Annotated in this window: 16 protein-coding genes; all 16 read right to left on the minus strand. The window is 49.3% G+C overall.

All coding sequences use genetic code 11. From position 1 onward, the window contains the following. Positions 1-233: 233 nt before the first annotated feature. The 16 genes from WMO65_RS12490 to WMO65_RS12565 all read right to left on the minus strand — a co-directional run bounded on the left by WMO65_RS12490 (position 234) and on the right by WMO65_RS12565 (position 18,138). Positions 234-902, minus strand: a complete 669-nt coding sequence (locus WMO65_RS12490) for a YesL family protein (RefSeq protein ID WP_033139237.1) — start codon at positions 900-902, stop codon at positions 234-236. Between the two features lie 96 nt (positions 903-998). Continuing rightward, positions 999-4,121, minus strand: coding sequence for an alpha-mannosidase (locus WMO65_RS12495; RefSeq protein WP_148392867.1), 3,123 nt, complete (start codon positions 4,119-4,121; stop codon positions 999-1,001). Between the two features lie 159 nt (positions 4,122-4,280). Continuing rightward, entirely contained in the window at positions 4,281-5,564 is a 1,284-nt protein-coding gene (locus WMO65_RS12500; RefSeq protein WP_148392866.1) for a glycoside hydrolase family 125 protein, read from the minus strand. A gap of 180 nt (positions 5,565-5,744) precedes the next feature. Further along, positions 5,745-7,376 (minus strand): AAA family ATPase, encoded by a 1,632-nt coding sequence (locus tag WMO65_RS12505; protein WP_033139235.1) that lies wholly within the window; start codon positions 7,374-7,376, stop codon positions 5,745-5,747. Between the two features lie 184 nt (positions 7,377-7,560). Continuing rightward, positions 7,561-8,385, minus strand: a complete 825-nt coding sequence (locus WMO65_RS12510) for a DNA-formamidopyrimidine glycosylase family protein (RefSeq protein ID WP_103731952.1) — start codon at positions 8,383-8,385, stop codon at positions 7,561-7,563. Positions 8,386-8,471: 86 nt separating this feature from the next. Then, positions 8,472-8,741, minus strand: coding sequence for a zinc ribbon domain-containing protein (locus tag WMO65_RS12515; RefSeq protein ID WP_033139233.1), 270 nt, complete (start codon positions 8,739-8,741; stop codon positions 8,472-8,474). A gap of 56 nt (positions 8,742-8,797) precedes the next feature. Further along, positions 8,798-9,703: a helix-turn-helix transcriptional regulator gene (locus WMO65_RS12520; protein WP_148392865.1), complete on the minus strand. Its 906-nt coding sequence runs from the start codon at positions 9,701-9,703 to the stop codon at positions 8,798-8,800. 167 nt (positions 9,704-9,870) lie between these two features. After that, entirely contained in the window at positions 9,871-10,287 is a 417-nt protein-coding gene (locus tag WMO65_RS12525; RefSeq protein WP_033139231.1) for a stage V sporulation protein AB, read from the minus strand. A gap of 1 nt (position 10,288) precedes the next feature. Then, a complete protein-coding gene (locus tag WMO65_RS12530) occupies positions 10,289-10,903 on the minus strand; it encodes a stage V sporulation protein AA (RefSeq protein WP_033139261.1) in 615 nt (204 codons plus the stop codon). 126 nt (positions 10,904-11,029) lie between these two features. Further along, on the minus strand, positions 11,030-11,743 hold the full coding sequence (locus tag WMO65_RS12535) for a SigF/SigG family RNA polymerase sporulation sigma factor (protein WP_033139230.1): 714 nt from the start codon (positions 11,741-11,743) through the stop codon (positions 11,030-11,032). A gap of 11 nt (positions 11,744-11,754) precedes the next feature. After that, a complete protein-coding gene (gene spoIIAB, locus WMO65_RS12540) occupies positions 11,755-12,198 on the minus strand; it encodes an anti-sigma F factor (protein WP_033139229.1) in 444 nt (147 codons plus the stop codon). Between the two features lie 14 nt (positions 12,199-12,212). Next, complete coding sequence (locus WMO65_RS12545) at positions 12,213-12,548, minus strand: STAS domain-containing protein (protein WP_033139228.1); 336 nt, start codon at positions 12,546-12,548, stop codon at positions 12,213-12,215. 133 nt (positions 12,549-12,681) lie between these two features. After that, complete coding sequence (locus tag WMO65_RS12550) at positions 12,682-14,325, minus strand: tetratricopeptide repeat protein (RefSeq protein ID WP_033139227.1); 1,644 nt, start codon at positions 14,323-14,325, stop codon at positions 12,682-12,684. Between the two features lie 11 nt (positions 14,326-14,336). Further along, positions 14,337-14,486, minus strand: coding sequence for a hypothetical protein (locus tag WMO65_RS12555; RefSeq protein ID WP_018597822.1), 150 nt, complete (start codon positions 14,484-14,486; stop codon positions 14,337-14,339). After that, the gene (locus WMO65_RS12560; protein ID WP_148392864.1) at positions 14,479-15,780 is read right to left on the minus strand and encodes a bifunctional folylpolyglutamate synthase/dihydrofolate synthase; all 1,302 of its coding nucleotides are present in this window, start codon (positions 15,778-15,780) and stop codon (positions 14,479-14,481) included. The genes WMO65_RS12555 and WMO65_RS12560 overlap by 8 nt, the downstream gene beginning before the upstream one ends. Positions 15,781-15,966: 186 nt before the next feature. Further along, positions 15,967-18,138 (minus strand): LTA synthase family protein, encoded by a 2,172-nt coding sequence (locus WMO65_RS12565; protein WP_148392863.1) that lies wholly within the window; start codon positions 18,136-18,138, stop codon positions 15,967-15,969. Between the last annotated feature and the right edge of the window lies 1 nt (position 18,139).

Genomic DNA, 18,139 nt, shown 5'->3' on the forward strand with positions numbered 1-18,139 from the left:
CTCCTGCCTGTAAGTATACCATATCTCCGCCTGTCTGTGCATGCTGAGGATATGCTGATAGCACAAAAAGAGAGTCCTGTGGTTACTGTTCACACTCCACTGTCCCGCGAGGTGTTTTCAGGCCAAAGGCATGAAAATCCCGAGGCAGCCAGCGCGATATGGAGCGGAATGCTCCATATCTGTGCATCGCGAAGCGTGTTATTGGGCACGGAGTGAACAGTAACGTCCTGTGGTTAACTCTCTTCCAGTGAATGCAGAACCTTCCGGTTCATAAATGCTATGAGGAATCCGTACAGGCTTCCCATAAATAATACTGCTGTCCCTGCTTTCAGCTCAAACAGCATCAGGATGACTCCCAGGGAGACAATGCTCCCCAGAGTGCTGACAGGCCTGGTGACAAGAAGGATCAGGGAGGTCTTAACAATATCCCGGTTCTTCATCCGGTACCGGGAGGCCAGCAGGTACAGATTCGGTGTCACCGCCAAGGCGGCTGCGAATAATATCACAAAAAGGATCATAAGAGGAAAGACCGGAATCTGTACCGCAAAAAACTCTATATTTATCTCAAATACCAGGATCAGGAACATATGGCCTGCCGCCAGCAGATATTTCTGTCCCCAGTCATCCCTGTATGCCTTCCTGTAGTCTCTCCATACCCCGGTCTCCGTTTTGGAGAGCAGGCGGTTCATGGTGTAAAACAGGGCGGAGAGCGCCGGCCCCGCAGGAACCATGCACAACAGGAAGAATGGCAGGCAGGTGCGCACCTGGGAGGCTCCCACAAAGAGGAAAAACAGGAGCGCCGGAAGGTTGGAGAGCAGAAACAAAAGGTTCGCTCCAATCACATACCACAGCTTTTCACAAAATCCCAATATCTTATCCATCTGGAACACTTCACTAAACATTTTCTCCTCCTCTTCCCAAGCTGCCGGTCTGCAGCCGCTCTCAGGTACGGTCTGCGCTATAAATGCACAGGCCTGACCGGATCATTACCATTATTCTTACAGCTCGATCAGGATCGTCTTGATCTCATAGGGATGCAGATGAAGCTTCATCTCCCCTGCCGGCCTTGCCTTTGTGAGCGGGCGTTCCCTCAAATCCCCCTCCATCCAGCAGGAATAACCAAATCCCGGTGTCACCGTCACGTTCTGGGAACTTCCCGCAAACTCATGGAAGCGCAGAACAATATACTTTCCGTCCTCGGACTTTTTCACTGCGTCCACTTCCACCTGTTCATTGTCAAAGGTGACAAAACTCTCAAAGTCTGCCTTCGTCCTTCCGGCAGCCGCTTTCATGGGGTCATTGAGCGTACATGCCTCCTGCACGGTACGTCCCTCCACAAAATCCCCGCCGTGTGGCAGAAGGGCATAGGTAAAGGTGTGCATACCCTGGTCCTGCAGATGGTCCGGCTGCAGACCGGAACGCAGAAGGGAAATGCGGATCACATTATCCTTGATGTCATGTCCGTATTTGCAGTCATTCAAAAGGCTGACGCCGTAATTTCTCTCGGAGAGGTCAGCAAAACGGTGGGCAACGCTCTCAAATCTGGCCTGATCCCAGCTTGTGTTCCAGTGGTTTGGGCGCCTCACATTGCCGTACTGTACATCATAGGTTGCATAGGTGGAGCGGATATCCACCGGGAAAGCAGCCTTTAATAACTGCTGTCTTTCATGGAAATCCACATCTGTCCGAAAGTCGATCCTTCGGGAATCCCGGTACAGGCTCATATCCTGGGAAATGAAGGATCTCATATATTTCCATTCCATGTGGATGGTCAGTTTCAGCGGACCGCACTCCGTCACTTCAAAGGCCGTCAGCTCTGTGATCTCCCTCATTTTCTGCTGGTAGTAAATATCAATGTCCCACGCGTCGTTGTCAAGAGGCTTATCCTCGAACATCTGCAGCACATTTCCCCGCTCCCCTTCTGCCAGGACCTCACGGCCGAAGGTCTTGTCATAGAGCCGGGTCATCTGACCGTAATCATTCAGGGAAATCAGATAATAAGGGGTCTCGATCTCCCTTCCCCGGATCACGAAACTGTTCTGCTCCTCTTTTCCCTGTGCCTGGGGATGGAAGAAGATGACCTTATGCCCCATGGCCGGCACCTGCTCTGCCTTTACATACACGGCATTTTCCCCTTTCTGTACAGGAAGCACACACCCCTTATCATCTGTAAAGTATCCGTTCTCTGTGCAGGGGATGGATATCAGCTCATCCTTCGTCCAGGCAGAAGCATTCCATACGGTCCAGGTGTTCTCCTCCGGCAGGGCTGTGTTCTCCGTGAAATCCTCCTCCACCTGAACTGCGATTTCTTCAATGGCAGCGTAATCTTTATGGCAGTCCTCATATACCTCATGGATGGAGGAGCCGGGTATGATGTCATGGAACTGGTTGGTCAGAATCAGCTTCCAGCCCTTTGTGAGGCTTTCCTGCTCTGCTTTTTCCAGGCTTCCTGCCATGAGGCCCTGCATAACGGTCATCCACTCAGCCCTGCGGTACAAAAGCTCCATTTTCCTGTTCATGCGTTTGTTGTAGCCCTGGCTGGTGTAAGTTCCCCTGTGGTATTCCAGATACAGTTCCCCGTCCCAGGTATTTACATACTGGTCTGTGTCCTTTACTGTCTCCTTCAGTTTTCTGAAATACTCCCCTGCTGTGGATGTTTTCACATGAGGCAGCCCCGGAATCCTGTCCAGTCTCCGTCTCTGTTCCAGCATGTCACGGTTCACACCCCCGCCGCCGTCTCCGAATCCATAGGCGATGAGCAGGTCTTTGTTCATCTCCTTCTCACTGTAGGCATCCCACACGCCTTTTACAGTCTTTGGCATAAGCTTGCCGTTGTAGGTGTAGAACCAGGAGCCCGGTTCATTCCAGGGTTCCGGTGTGGTGATGAAATGGGTCAGCACTTCGCTGCCGTCAATGCCCTTCCATTTGAAGGTGTCGTGAGGCATACGGTTAAACTGGTTCCAGCTTATCTTTGTGGTCATGAACATATCAATGCCGGATTTTTTCAGAATCTGGGGAAGTGCCCAGGAGTAGCCGAACACATCCGGCAGCCAAAGGTATTCCACATCTTTTCCGAACTCATCCTTGATGAATTTGCTCCCGATCAATATCTGGCGTGTCAGAGATTCTCCGCTTGTCAGGTTGCAGTCTGCCTCCACCCACATAGCGCCGTCCGCTTCCCAGCGTCCCTCTCTGACGCGCTCCTTGATCTTCTCATAGATTTCAGGGAAATCCTCTTTGATATACTCATAAATCTGGGGCTGCGTCTGCAGGAAAATGTATTCCGGAAACATTTCCATCATGCGGAGCACTGTGGAGAAGGAACGGGATGCTTTCTCATGAGTGTGCTTCAGCCGCCACAGCCATGCCATGTCAATGTGGGTATGGCCTACACAGTAGACATTTACCAGGGAATGCTTATCCATCTTGTCAATCTTCTCATTCAGCACCTGATCCGCCTGATGAAGGGATTCATAGAATTCATCACTTCCCGGATATGCCCAGTCAATGCAGTGACACGCTTCATCCAGTGCGTTTCTCAGATCATAGCGGATGGGATTGTTTTCCTCCAGGTTCTCAATGGTCTCAAGCACCATGGTTCCCAGATAGTAAAAGTCGTCTGCCTCTTCATCCAACCAGGCCAGATCTGCCCTTTTGATCTGATGCTCCTGCACCGCGGGCACACCGCCGCCCTCCAGCCCTGACCAGAGGCGGAAGGTCAGGCTTGTGTCCTTTCCATAACATTCCTCCGGGAAAAATACCTCCTGATGGTTCACGTCAACACCCTGGAAGGGTTCCTCATCCAGATAGCACATGGACTCAAAACCACTGTTGTTTCCCGCACCTGTATTTCCGAAATCAAAGATACCCACTGCCCGTCTGCCGGCCCACTCTGCCGGGATCCGGATATCCCTGTGCATCCACAGATAGCGGTCCCTGCCGGCCCAGCACTCACCCCCGGCAATCCTTCCCCAGCCGTCAAAGTTTACGGGAACCCTGGGATTTACCAGCTTCTGTTCATCCTCGCACATTAGGAATTCTCCTATAGGAGTCACACCGCGGTATCTGTATTTCTTCACTTCATCCATTCGTCTCTGTAATTTCCTGTCTGTCAAAAACATAATACCCTCCTGTTTGATGCCGCCTTTCCCACCGCCTTAAGCAGCTCTGCAGCCAGCAGCACGCTTCGTTATTTTTATTTTACATGTTTTACAGGAAATAACAATTTCCCTTTTTCTAGGTTAACTGTACAAATTCTAGTGCGGTATTCCGGTGCGCGCTTACCGCTTTACCCGGTATCCCAGAAAGTCCAGCATCAGTTCACTGTACATGGCATTGGCCCAGGAAAACCATTCTCTTGTGAAAATCTCAGGGTTATCCACAAAGACACCCTCGTGCATCATACCTTTTCCACCGTCTGTCCCCGCAAGGCGTCTGAGTACCTGAAGTTTCTCCTCCTCTTTTTCCGCAGTCAGCCCCTCCATGGCTGCAGCAATGTGCCATACATATCTGGATGGTGTATGGGGACTTCCGATGCCGGACAGCCTGTCCCCTTTATAATAGTAAGGATTGGCCTCACTCAGCAGAAATCTCCTTGTGTTTTCCGCCACGTCACGGCGTCTCGGTATGTAGCCCAGATATTCCATGGATAAAAGGCTGGGCACATTGGCATCATCCATGAGATTATACTGCCCGAAGCCGTCCGTCTCATAGGCATAGATCTCACCGAATTCCGCTGTCCTGGCAATTCCGTATGTCTCGATTCCCGCTGTTATCTCCTCCCGAAGGCGTTCTGCCCGCTGTGCTGCTGCCTCCTCATGAAGGATTTCCCGGCAGATTTCAGACATGTATCCTAAAATAACACAGGCAAACATGTTGGACGGTATCAGATAACCATAGGTACATGCATCGTCACTTGGGCGGAATCCTGACCAGATCAGACCGCAGCCCTCTTTTACCAGAGCGCCCTTTCCATCCCTTGACAGTGTATCTGTGTGAATGGCATTTTTCCGCTGGAAACGGTACTGTGACCTGGACTCATGATACTGTTCCCGTTCAAACACATCCATGATAGTTTTTATCCCTGTCAGAAAGGTATCATCAAAATGCGCGGTATATCCCGTATTCTTCCAGAGCAGGTAGGCAAGCTGGACGGGATAACACAGGGAATCCACCTCGAATTTCATTTCCCATACCCATGGGTTCTGATCCGGGAAATCCTTCTCCCAGCAGTTCCCGTTGTCTGTCTCATTAAACGCATTGGCGTAAGGCTCTGTCAATATGCAGCGAAACTGCCGCTTCACAAGCCCTGCGATCACCTGTGTCAGCTTCTCATCCTTCCCGGCAGCCAACAGATACGGGCGGAGCTGCGCAGTGGAATCCCGCAGCCACATAGCCGGAATATCGCCTGTGATCACATGGGTGGTGCCGTCCTCCATCTCCCTCACCGTTGTGTTCAGGGTGTTGGTAAAGCAATTGCGAAACACCTCTGCCAGGTACGGTTCCTCCCTGCACTTGGATTCTGCTTCCTTTATCAGTTCTTCTATGATTCCCGGGTTCTCCATTTTTAAAGTCCTCCTGTAATTTTTCTTATGTGTCCATCCTATCAAAAACAGATGGGGCTGTATAGTGAAATATCTCTTGAAATTTGTAAACTTTTCTACTCCGGGCTTCATATCCTGCTGTATACTCCTGAACACAAAAAAGAGCCTCCGTGACTGCTGTCCGAAAGGCCCTTCTCCTCTTTATCTGTACTGCAGGCTGGACATATCCAGCTCCTTTACAGCACATCTGTGTGTTTTTGTTTTTCTGTCATAAGTAAGCGCTGCCGCAAGTACCCTGCCCTTTACTTTTCTTTCACCGGTCATCTCCTTCAACCGCAGCGCATATTTTTTCTCCTGTATCTGCTCCAGTGCAGTTTCCGGCTCTGCATCCACCTTCAGTTCCAAGATCAAAGCAGTCTCAACAGGAGGAATGGGGTAAAATATAAAATCCGCATACCCTTTACCGGCCCTGTCTTCCCGCTCAATGCGATAACTGTCCCTGGCAGATAAATAGACCAGATTCACCAGAGCACTCAGATCTGACTCACTGCTATAATTCAGTATGGGAATTTCCGTATCATGTGCCAGGGATAAAATCTCCTCCATGGTCCTGGTATCTCCCTGCAAAGTGGCATGCAGCATTTCCTGGGACCGTTTTGCAAGCTTTGCGATATATCCCATTTCCCGTCGCTGCAGAACTTCCTCGTATTTCAGCATCAGTTCCTTATTCGGAATCGCTATTTTCCCATCCTTATGGGTCAGCATGCCATAGACCAGCATGGCTGAAAAAATATCTTCACGGCTGTGCAGTTCCATGGTTTCCGCAGTAAAATTTTTGATAGAAACCTCTATCCACTCTCCTGCCACCATACGCACGATATCTTCTTTGACTTCATGCAGATTATGGTTTATATAGAAAAATATCTCGTCATACGGCCCCGTACTGCTCCAATAAGTGCCCAGGTGGTTTTCTGACAATGCCCTGATCACAGAACGTGGATTATATACGGATTCCCCGTCTGCAGTCTGATATCCGTCATACCAAATCTTCAGCTCCTGAAAGCTGAATCCTGCCTTTTCCGTCACAGCGGAATATTTTTGATACAGATCCAGCACTTCTTTGTCCGTAAAGCCGAAACATGTGCTGAATCTGGCAATACCCGTGTCCGCCATAGTGTATTCATTGAACATATTAAGCGGGGACCCGCTTGAATACTTGGCGATAGGAAGAATTCCCGTCATATATGCCATCTCTACATATGCCTGTGATTTAAGCAGATTCTGCAGAAAACGAAGAAACTTAAACTGATCTTTCTCATCAAATGTGTTATCATGGAATATAAAATCCCACTCATCCATAACGAAAATAAAACGTTCTCCTGTTTTACTTCTGATCATTTCCAGGGCATCCCAGGGGGCGTCTGTTTCGGTAACTCCGCACTGCGGATACTGCTCAGCCAAATCTTTCATAAGCTTTTTCACAACAGCGCTTATATAGGTATTATAATCCTCACATAAAAACGGCATTTTACTGAAATCAATAAATATAACATTATGTCTGTTGATATGCTCTTCAAAGTGAGGATTGTCTTTGATCTTCAGTCTGAAGAACAATTCCCTGCTGTCGCATCCACGCGAGAAAAAGGAAGATATCAGATTGGCTGCGGCAGTCTTCCCAAACCGTCTTGGCCTTGTGATACAAACAAAGCGGTTCTCTGTATTAAGGACAGGGAATAACTCTTCAAGGATTTCTGATTTATCAACAAAGTATTCCATCTGTGTAATATATTTATATGCCTCATAACATACATTATTGTTTAGATAATATCCCATAGCGTCCTCCATAATCCCTGAACAAAGTATTCTACTTCATTTCTCTGATCACTCATTGTTCCGAAACAAAAAATATATCCTGTTATTAGATTATAACACATTGCTGAATTATTTTACATTGACAGGCATAAAAAAACCAAAACACCCGACAGTCTTGACCATTCCAAAAACTGCCGGATGTTTTCTATCTCTTCTGGCATTTCTCGCAGAAATATACATTCCCGCCCATATACGCCGCCCTTTTTATTTCCCCACCGCACCGCATGCACGGCTGGTGCAGAGAGTTTTTGGAGAGCTGGGTTATGTACCCGCCTTTGTTTCCGAATAAATCCCGCTCTGTATCTCTGCCCCCCTCATCACACATCTTTTTCAGTGTTTCGGTAACAGATTTGTAGAGATTCACAAAATCTTCTTCCTCCGCCTCCCGCATGTCAAACCTGGGGTCAATGCCTGCATTCCACAGAATGTCCTGCAGCACACCGTTTCCAAGGCCGGGTATGCGCTGCTCGGTTGCCAGAAATGCTTTGGCTGTCACCTTTTTTTGGGTATCCGGGTACAGACTCCGGAAATACTCGTAAGTAAATCCCTCCTCCAAAGGCGTACACTTGCTGACAGACGAAATATAATATTCATCACTGCATTTTCCCAGCGGATATACTCCGATAAACGCATACATCTGCACCGACACGGACAGGGCCGTATCGTCGTCAAAGGCCGCAAAAAACTGATGCCTTTTCGGGAACTCTGCCTTCTTTTCACAGTATTTCGGATAGGCGCCGTCGAAAAGCAGAATCATACAGTCTTCCGTATCAATCTCAATCATGCCGCCCCGGTTCACAGCCTTTACAATGGACTGCCCCTGGAGCATCTCATCATAATTTTCTTTGTCTCCGTGAAAGAACGCAAACTTATGGGGCGTATGGCCTGCTGTGACATAGTCAATAGTCTTTCCTTTCAGGTTATCTGTTATCTGCTTTGCTATGGTTCGGCTCTCCGGCAGTTCCAGCATATCGTATTCCTCCTCCGGCATGTGTTTCAAACTGCATTCGGCAGGCTGTGCGTCACAGTTTGCCGAAATGAACTTTCAGGCATCTTCTAAGACTGTTTCCACCTCTTCAGTGTGGGGAACCAGGATTTCATCATTTTTTCTGCTTCCTCCTGCGTACCGAAAGGATTTCCGTTTTCCTCATTAAACTTCAGGTTAAACCGAATCATATCCTCCATTGTCATATCACCGGTAAAGCTGCCGTCCTTATAGCAGTAACAGCAATAATCCTCATTTCTGCTGCCGTCCCTTTCCGTTCCGAAATCTTCTTCCTTCTCCATAGGCATGCCGCAGCTCTGGCAGAATTTTTTATCTTCCATGATATCTGTCCTCCTGTTTTTCTTACAGGATACGATATCTAATATGACACCTTATGTCATATACGGTAAAGTTCCCGAATCTTTTCCGCCTCCTTTTCGATCTGCACTCTCAGCCATTCCGGCTCCAGGACCCTGGCATCCGCGCCGAAGGATAAAATAAAACCGGTCAGCCACCTGCCAGGTGAAAAAGCAGTCTTCACCTCAAAGCCACCGTCCTTTTGTCGGACAATATCCTCCTCAGCGAAAAAGTCCAGCACCTGATAGCCCGCTGCCTCCGTAAACCTGAGTCTGACTGCTGTCATATCCTCTGACATGTCCCCGCCCGCATCCTTTTCCCCGGGCGCCTGTCTTGCCTGGAACTGTTCCTCCTCCATCTCCAGCTCCCGGATCCGGTTCAGGCGGAACAGGCGGAATGCCTGCTTATTCCTGCAGTAACCGGACAGATACCAGTGGCCGCCCTTAAAGCATAGGCGCAGCGGCTCCACCGTTCTTCTGCTCTTAATACCGGAGGAATTATAATACCGGAAGGTCAGAAGGCGGCGGTGCAGAATTGCATATTTACAGAGTTCAAAATACTTCTTCTCCAGCTTTCCCGCGCCCCATGTCTCAAAATCCACCTCCAGCCAGTCCACCGTCTGTCTTCCGAACAGTCCGGCAAGCTGGGAGAGCAGACTTCCCGAGTCCGCCGCTCCCACAGCATCCAGACTTTGAAGAGCCGTCATAATGTGCTCCTGCTCCTCCTCGCCCAGCAGCGTCCTGTCAAGCTGGAAATGCTCCATCAGCCGGATTCCCCCGCCGTGCCCTCTCTCTGTATAAACCGGTATTCCCGCTGCGGAGAGCGTGTCCAGGTCCCGGTATATGGTGCGTACCGATACTTCAAGCCTTGCAGACAATTCCCCGGCAGTGATCCCGCGGTGCTCCATCAGTATGTATAATATCTCAAATAATCTGCTGTTCTTCATCTTCCCATCCCGTCTGTCACTACAGCCGTCCTGCTGCCTCTTCCCGCAAAGGGAATACAGCCTGCCCGGGAAGAAAATATCCCCGGGCTGTGTAACCTGCCCAAAGGCTGTCTGTTTTCATGTTACCAGTATAACACAGCCCTGATTCTGCCCACAAGGAGCACTTGTCACGTCATAAGGAAAAACTGGATCAGGCTTCCCAGTGTCTTACCGATGGCAATGGACAGCACCACAAGCCCCACACCCTTTGTAAGGCCGATCCGCCTTGCCATAATAGCGAATACATTCACCACTTCACCCAAAGCAATGATCCAGCTTCCCAGGAACATGCCGAAGAATATGCCGATGACAGCCAGTCCCCAGTGTCCGAAAGGCACATGGAACTGATACAGGTATAAAATATTTCCCAGAAAGGTCCCCAGGATCAGAGCGTCCTCATAGAGGAGCAGATTATGGCCCGTATGGGTAACACCCGCATACCGGGGAATGATACCCAGCCCGATGATAAAAGCAGCCAGCGCGGTGGCTACAACCATACCGCCGCTTAAGCCTACAATGGCAGCGATCACTTCATTCACCCACATCTTAACTCTTCTCCTTCCTGTTCTTCTTCTCGATCAGAGTCTTATCTACATCATCCTCATAGACACGCATCTGTACTTCCATAGGAGTAGGGTCCTGCGTGATCTTTCCATGTCCGAAATGATTGAAGAAAAATATAACGCCAAGGCCGATTCCCAGGGAATAGGTAAATTCCAAAATGGTGTGCCCCGTGGAAATATTGCCTGTGAGCTGCTTGTAAAGCTGAAAAAACAGTCCGGATGTATCCACATCCATATTAAACGTCATAATGGAAAAAGCCCCTCCGAAAAATGTAAGAAAGCACACCAGAGCCGTCTTCATCCAGCTCCACAGCACATGCCCATGCTTCTGCGTCTCATAGGTAATGACAAAATTCGCCTCACCGATATGCGTCACATCCACACTCTGTTCCTTATCCTGGATCGCCTCCACCAGCTCCAGGGCAGATACCACATAGCGCCCCGGCTTACCGTCCGGAACGGTGAATACCTTTCTCACCCGGTTCCTGTTCAGTACACTGGTACTGCTGGAGGAAAGCTTTGCCACATCCTGCAGGTAGACCTCCGGCTGATGTACCTCCACATTTTTCTCTGTCTGCACATATAAAACATCACTCATGTAAATATCTCCTTTGAACATAGACAGCCGGACGAAATCCTCCTGACTGCAATTACGATTACAGGGATAGTATGACATTTTCCTGTGCAAACTATTCTTAAAACAGCACACTTGCCGTGCCATAAATCAAAGCTTTTCCCGCAGGCGGCTCAATATTTTTTTCTCCAGCCTGGACACCTGTACCTGGGATATTCCCAGCTCTCCCGCAATCTGGGTCTGGGTCTTCTCCTGGAAGAAACGCATGTAGATCAGTTTTCTCTCCTCAGGGTCCAGCGTTCCCAGCATCTGCTCCAGCATCATACGGTTTAACAGATGTTCCTGGTCATTGCGCTGCTCCTCAATCTTGTCTTCTAGAGAAATATCCGTGCCGTCGCCCTGGTATATGGTCTTCTGCAGGGACTCGATCTGTGCCCCGGACTCCATTGCCAGCACCAGTTCCTCTCTGGTCACTGCAATACGCTCCGCAATCTCATCCATCTCCGGCTCTTTCCCGTTCTCCATCATCAGTTCCTCTCTGGCTGTGTAGGCTCTGCAGCATATCTCCTTTAAGGAACGGCTCACCTTCATCATGCCGTCATCCCTTAAAAAGCGTTTGATCTCCCCTGTGATCATAGGGACCGCATAGGTGGAGAATTTCACATCATAGGAAGTATCGAATTTGTCAATGGCTTTCAACAGGCCAATGCTCCCTATCTGGAACAGATCCTCTGCCTCCACGCCGCGGTTTAAAAAGCGCCTGACAATGCTGTGTACCAGACCAATATTTTTCTCTACCAACGTATCTCTTGCTTCCTTATCTCCCTGGTGCGCACGCCCGATAAGGGCAAGGATATCCTCCATACAGCCTCCTTTTACTCAAATACCTGACTTCCGGTTCCGATTTTTTTCTTCATCCGGACGACAGTGCCCTTTCCCGGCTCAGATTCCACTTCCAGCATATCCATGAAAGCCTCCATAAAGGCAAAACCCATACCTGAGCGGTCCTGTTCCGGCTTTGTGGTGAACATGGGTTCCATGGCTTTCTCCACATTCTCAATCCCCCGGCCGTGGTCTGTTACCGCCACGGTCAGCTCTCTGCCGCAGATGGTACAGTCTATCCTGATCTTCTCTGTCTCCTTCTCGTAAGCATGTACAATACAGTTTGTGATCGCCTCGGAGACAGCAGTCTTAATATCCGCCACCTCCTCAAGTGTGGGATTTAACTGGGTGGCAAATGCTGCCACCGTGATCCGTGCCAGCCCTTCGTTGCAGGAACGGCTGTCCATCTCCAATGTCATTTCATTGGTATTCTCCATATCTACCTTCCCCCTTACCTTCTTTTCTGGTGCCAGACAGCTTCCTGGCTGATTTCAATATATTTGTAGATCCCTGACAGGCGCATGATACGGTTTACCCTGTCATTTACATGGATTGCCGACACCCTGCCTCCGCTGTAATGCAGAAGGCGGTATCTTCCCATAAGCATACCGATTCCGGAACTGTCCATAAATGTAGTGCCGGAAAAATCAAAGACAAGCTGGCGGACATTCCCCTTCTTCAGCTCCCTGTCCACTTCATCGGTGATCTGGCTGGCAAAATGATGGTCCAGCTCCTGTGGTACATATACCATCAGGCAGTTGCCCCTCTTTTTTAACACATCTTCCATACTCATTTCCCCTTACTATTCCAATGCATCCCATCCGGCTGCTGCTGCCTGCAGAAATCCCATATTTTTCTGCGGACAACAAAAGGATGTGCATACGCTTATGCACACCCTTTCCTTCAAGGTTTCTCTTAGGTTATTCTTCTCCGGTGTCATCCAAGTTATCCTGGCCGTCACCTTCACCGTTGTTGTCATCGCCGCTGTTGTCATCGCCATTGTTGTCACCATTATTGTCGTCCTGGTTTCCATCTGTATTTCCGGAATCCAATCCGTCCTCACCGCCGCCGTTATCCTGGCCCTCATCTGTCTCTCCTCCGGTGTCATCCTGAGGCTCCCCCTGGTCAGCCGGTGCCTGGGAACCATCCCCGCCGCCGTCCTGCCCTGTGGGTGTTCCGCCGATGGCAGTCATATAATCCTTTGCGTCGCTGGCATAGCTGGTACCCGGAAATGCGTCTATGATCTTCTGATACCAGACAATGGCATTGGCGTTGTCCCCGCTCTTCTGGTAAGACTGGGCCAGATAGAACATGGAGTCATAATCCGGATCTCCTATCTCCTGTGCCTTCAGCAGATTGTCAATGGCAGCGGCATAATCCTGTCCTTCATACGCCGTGATGCCTGTGCTCTTATATCCCGCTTTAACGGTTTCACCGATCTCGTTCATGATGGTATCATACATGGCCTTGGCATCCACAGACAACTGGGATGCATCCACACTCTCAAGAGCGTTGGCTGCATTCTGGTAGTTACCGCTGTTGTATGCCTGCCAGGCTTTGATCAGGTTATCATAGCTCTCCGATTTGGTGTTGGCCTGGGCGATCTGCTCATTGGCCGTGTTCACCGACTGGGAGGAAGCGTCAATCTCCTGCTGCATCCTGTCTATCTCCGCTGCCTGGGTGGCTACCTTGTCACTGTATTCCACGATCTTCTTGTTGGCCTCATTGTTGATCTTCTGCGTCTTGGCCGGAACGATGAGGAACCAGAGCGCAGAGGCCCCCACCAGCAGGCCGATGATCAGATTGATCAGCGTATTGGTCACGGTCCTCTCCCTGTATTCCGGGGGCTGAATGATGGTGTCATTTCCTGAGTTGTAGATCACACGCCCGTCTTTTTCCTCACGATTCTTTTCCTTTGCCCTGAATCTTGGCTCCAGACTGGTCATTCTACCGGTCTGGTCATCCACCTCCCGCAGAAAACGCAGAGTGGTGGTGTTGGTCTTGTCTATCTTCGCCGCAATTTTAAGCTGTTTTCTGGCCTTTTCATATGCTTCTTCCTTTATATAGATCAGAGAGAGCAGATGATAACCCTTGATCAGCTTTGGATTGCTGGTCAGCACCTTCTTAAGCTGCATCTTAGCCATATCCAGATTTCCGGTACGGCAGTATGCGAGACACTGGTTATATTTCTTGATGCTGGTATTGATGGTGTCCAGCCGGTTGGCATTGCTCTGCAGCTTGTTGATGTAATCTGAAGCCACATTGCCGTCCGGCATAATGTTCTTGCTGATGACCCATTCACTTAGAGCTGCCACTACCTCTCCGGTCTCAAAATACACCAGACCCAGAAGGTTTCTGGCCTGGATATTGCATTTGTTCATCTTCAGGCTTCGTTTCAGGCAGGTGATGGCTCCGGACAGGTCACGGATCTGTGCCTTCTCCAGCCCCTGATTGTAGTAGAGATTGGACAGTGCCACTGCCTTTTTCTGGGCGGTCACATTACACCCGCACTTTGGGCAGTAAGGTGAAGTGTTGAGCTGTGCTTGGCATATCATACAATTCATCTGTCTTCTCCCTAATTCTTAGCCGTTCCATTGGTTTCTTTCAGCATTTCCTTCAAAATATCGATCACATCCGTCAGATCCTGTTTGTAGATGTTGCCTTCCGCATCATCCACATCCAGGCACGGCTGGAATTTCTTCAGTTCTTCCTCGTAATTAATCATTCATTCTCCTCCTAACGTAATCCTTTATCTCCCCGGCAAGATACAAGGAACCCACAACGAACATCAGGCCGTCCCCCTTCAGGGCGTATGCCTTCTCAAATGCCTCTCCCGAATCCGGCACTGCCATTACACTGCTGCATCCGTTTGCCCGGAACAGCTCTGCCAGCTCTTCTGATGACTGCTTCCTGCTGCCCCATATCTCTGTTGTCACCACATTGGCAAATCTGAGTCCGCTGCAGACTCTGCGAATCATATCCTCATAGTCCTTATCCGAAACAGTGGCAAACAAAAGCGTTATGGAAAACTCCTCCTGAAAATGCCGGACTGTCTCCACAAACTGGGCAACCCCGTCCTCATTGTGGGCACCGTCCACGATCACTCCCGGAAGTATGGTCTCCATTCTGCCCTGCCATTTTGTATGTTCAAGGCCCTTTTTCAAAGTTTCCTTTCCTATCCCGTGGTTTTCCCTGAGGACACCCATTGTCTCCACTGCCAGTGAGGCATTCATCATCTGGTATTTTGCAATAAACGGAACAAACAGCTCTGTCGTCCCGTAAACAGCGGAATCAAAAGTAAAACCGATTCCTTTTGGCGTGTAGGATAAAAGCTTCTGGCTTTCTGCCCTCACCTCATGGGCGGGACATCCAAGCTCCTCCGCCCGGCTGCGGATCACAGCGGCTGCTGTCTCGTTGTTCGCGTCAAAGATGACCGGCACACCCTTCTTGATTATGCCAGCCTTCTCCCCGGCTATCTTGTCGATGGTATCTCCCAGATATTCCACATGGTCCAGACTGATGGATGTGATGACACAGGCTAATGGATTCAAAATGGAGTTGGTAGCGTCAAGTCTTCCCCCAAGGCCTGTCTCAAGTACAACAATATCCACATCCTCATCTTCAAAAATCAGCATTCCCATGAGAAACAGGAACTCAAAATATGTGGGATGGTAATCCCCCTGCTCCACAAGGCGGTCGGAAAGCTCCTTCACCTTCAGAAAAGCCTCCAGAAATTTTTCATCTGAAACCATCTGTTCATTGATCTGGAATCTCTCATTGATCTTCATCAGGTGCGGGGATGTAAAAAGTCCGCATCTGTAACCGCCTTCCTCCAGCATGGTGGACAGAAAAGCGCAGACGCTTCCCTTTCCGTTGGTTCCTGCCACATGGATTATCTTTCTATTTTTATCGGGACTGCCCAGCATGTCCAGGCATTTCCTGGTGTGTTCCAGTTTGTTTTTCGTTGTAAATTTTGGAATTTCTTCAATGTATGCTGCTGCTTTTTCATAAGTAAACAAAAGCGTTTTCCTTCTTTCCGTCTTTGGTAAGCCTTATCTATATAGGAAAGTCACCACTTCCCCTTATAAGGACAAGACCGTCTGCTGCAGTCCGGACAGTAGCCGCCGGATTGTAACAGGTCACTTATCATTATAATGAAGTGGTGACAATATGCAAGCAAATTATGTCGGTTCTTTTAAAAGTTTTTAATTCTGGACCGGGTTTTCCACATCAGGTACCTCTATCGGCCCTTCTCCGGCGGCTGTCCCGGTGTTATTTTCTTCCCCTATGGGATTCCCGGCGGCGCCGCCTTCTTTGTTCGCCGCATTCGGGTCAATGGTGTCCGCCCCGCCTTCTTTGTTCTCATCGTCCAGAGGCGGTACCTCCGGAGTCAGCGGCTCCACAGGCACTTTGTAGATAATACTGTCGGTTCTGGTGAGTACCTTGCGGGTGGAACTGTTGCTTCGGATCGCTACATCCACCTCATCCCCGTCTTTTAACTCCACATCATTCAGCAGAAGTGTGGTTGGGCTGATATAGGTGGTTTCCAGAAGTTCACCGTTCACCTCCACATACGCGGACTGGGTGAAGTTCTCACCGGTGATATAATACCTGCCGTCTGAGATCTTCTCGATCTTATCAAGCACAGCGTCTTTTACTCCCAGATGCATCTCTGTCCGTTCAAAAGGATTCTCACCGTCGTAGACATACTGTTTTCCATACAGGATATCATACTGGAGGGTTTCCAGATCCACCTGGTAATTTTTCGTCTGCCTTCTGGCCTGATGGAAGCGGAAAATATTTCCCTCATGGATTCCCACACGGTCCATCACCTCTGCTGCCATCTGGTAGGCTGCCACATTGGCATCCTTCTTCTCAAGCCCCATATTGTCCCAGATCACATACTCTGTCTGGAACAGATAGCGGTTCTTCACATCCTTGACCTTCAGACCCATGGTCGGAAGGTGGTCACCGTACATGACAAGCACAACGTCCTCATCATATTCGGCCAGAGTTTCCGTAAGCTGCTTGACAAACTGGTCCATCTCATAAATCTGGTTGCAGTAATACTCCCATTTATTATTGACAGCTTCGGACTCTCCGCCGGTGACGGTGATCTTGGGGTCATCGATCATAGGCTCCTCCGGATAATCCCCATGGCCCTGTACGGATATGGTGTAAATGTAATCCGGGTCGTCGGATGATTCCAGTGCTTCCATAATATATTTTGTCAGGTTCCTGTCGCGCATCCAGTCATTTGGATTAGTGTCATCCTGCTCTGACATGTATTCCTCTGAGGTAAAACTGTCAAATCCCAGATTGGCGAATACATTCCTTCTGCCGTAAAAGTTTGCCTCATTGTTGTGTATGGCATGGGTGCTGTATCCCAGATTCTTTAACACATAGGGCGCGCTCTCACAGGTGGTCTCTTTTAAGATACTCTTGTAGGGGTATTCCCCCGGTCCGAAATAGCGCAGGCTCATGCCCGTGATGGATTCAAACTCCGTATTGGCTGTTCCCGCGCCCACACTGGGCACCTTGTAGTAGCCTGAGGAATATTCCTTCATCAGTTTCCTGAAGGTTGGAATCGGGTCCTCAGAAATCTTCAGGAAGTTCACCAGCGTAGGATCAAAGAAGGACTCAAGCTGCAGGAAAATAATATTGGGACGTTTTTCTCCCGTCTCGGCAAGGCCGCTCTCGCTCTTCTCGATTCTTTTGATGGATGCCTCAGAGTAATCCCTGGGACAGCTGATGCCTGTGTTAAATATGGTGGTTGCCAGACAGTAAGGATATCCATAGTCTTCATAGGCAAACGCAATATTTCCGAAATAGTTGGACAATACCCTCTTCTCCAGTGCCAGCTTGGTAGTTCCGGCAAATGCCAGCACCCCGGCCAGCACCAGAGGGATATTGAGTTTATATGTCATTTTTCCCTGATACTTCGGTCCCTTCAAAAACAGAAATACCAGTCCAATGAGCGCCGCTGCTGCCAATATGATCACGATCACAAAAAAGACAGGTGACAGATACTTATTGGCGATTTTAAACGCATCTGTGATCAGGTGCAGATCCGGCCCGGTGAAGGGAGTGACACGGTTTGCCAGAAGCACGCCGTTGATAATTCCCAGTACCAGCCAGAAGATAGCCAGAAGGGTTCTCATAAAAACCCTCCGGCGCACCAGATATACTAACAGTGTGGTAGTGAAGATCAGAAAGGAATTGTAGAGAAACACCAGAGGCCTTTCCGTCATGTAAGTGTATGCTTCGCGGACGGAATGTCTGGAGATTGCTTCTATCACAAAATACCCCATCATAACCACTACCATCTGAATCGGCAGAGAAAGCCGGTTCAGATATTTTAACCACTTCTCATTCATA

The sequence above is a fragment of the Blautia caccae genome (genome assembly GCF_040095955.1).
Lineage (GTDB): Bacteria > Bacillota > Clostridia > Lachnospirales > Lachnospiraceae > Blautia > Blautia celeris.

Excerpts from the sequence above, each read along its gene's own strand:
- WMO65_RS12490 (WP_033139237.1), bottom strand. The coding sequence starts at position 902 with ATGTTTAGTGAAGTGTTCCAGATGGATAAGATATTGGGATTTTGTGAA.
- WMO65_RS12495 (WP_148392867.1), bottom strand. The coding sequence starts at position 4,121 with ATGTTTTTGACAGACAGGAAATTACAGAGACGAATGGATGAAGTGAAG.
- WMO65_RS12500 (WP_148392866.1), bottom strand. The coding sequence starts at position 5,564 with ATGGAGAACCCGGGAATCATAGAAGAACTGATAAAGGAAGCAGAATCC.
- WMO65_RS12505 (WP_033139235.1), bottom strand. The coding sequence starts at position 7,376 with ATGGGATATTATCTAAACAATAATGTATGTTATGAGGCATATAAATAT.
- WMO65_RS12510 (WP_103731952.1), bottom strand. The coding sequence starts at position 8,385 with ATGCTGGAACTGCCGGAGAGCCGAACCATAGCAAAGCAGATAACAGAT.
- WMO65_RS12515 (WP_033139233.1), bottom strand. The coding sequence starts at position 8,741 with ATGGAAGATAAAAAATTCTGCCAGAGCTGCGGCATGCCTATGGAGAAG.
- WMO65_RS12520 (WP_148392865.1), bottom strand. The coding sequence starts at position 9,703 with ATGAAGAACAGCAGATTATTTGAGATATTATACATACTGATGGAGCAC.
- WMO65_RS12525 (WP_033139231.1), bottom strand. The coding sequence starts at position 10,287 with ATGTGGGTGAATGAAGTGATCGCTGCCATTGTAGGCTTAAGCGGCGGT.
- WMO65_RS12530 (WP_033139261.1), bottom strand. The coding sequence starts at position 10,903 with ATGAGTGATGTTTTATATGTGCAGACAGAGAAAAATGTGGAGGTACAT.
- WMO65_RS12535 (WP_033139230.1), bottom strand. The coding sequence starts at position 11,743 with ATGGAGGATATCCTTGCCCTTATCGGGCGTGCGCACCAGGGAGATAAG.
- spoIIAB (WP_033139229.1), bottom strand. The coding sequence starts at position 12,198 with ATGGAGAATACCAATGAAATGACATTGGAGATGGACAGCCGTTCCTGC.
- WMO65_RS12545 (WP_033139228.1), bottom strand. The coding sequence starts at position 12,548 with ATGGAAGATGTGTTAAAAAAGAGGGGCAACTGCCTGATGGTATATGTA.
- WMO65_RS12550 (WP_033139227.1), bottom strand. The coding sequence starts at position 14,325 with ATGAATTGTATGATATGCCAAGCACAGCTCAACACTTCACCTTACTGC.
- WMO65_RS12555 (WP_018597822.1), bottom strand. The coding sequence starts at position 14,486 with ATGATTAATTACGAGGAAGAACTGAAGAAATTCCAGCCGTGCCTGGAT.
- WMO65_RS12565 (WP_148392863.1), bottom strand. The coding sequence starts at position 18,138 with ATGAATGAGAAGTGGTTAAAATATCTGAACCGGCTTTCTCTGCCGATT.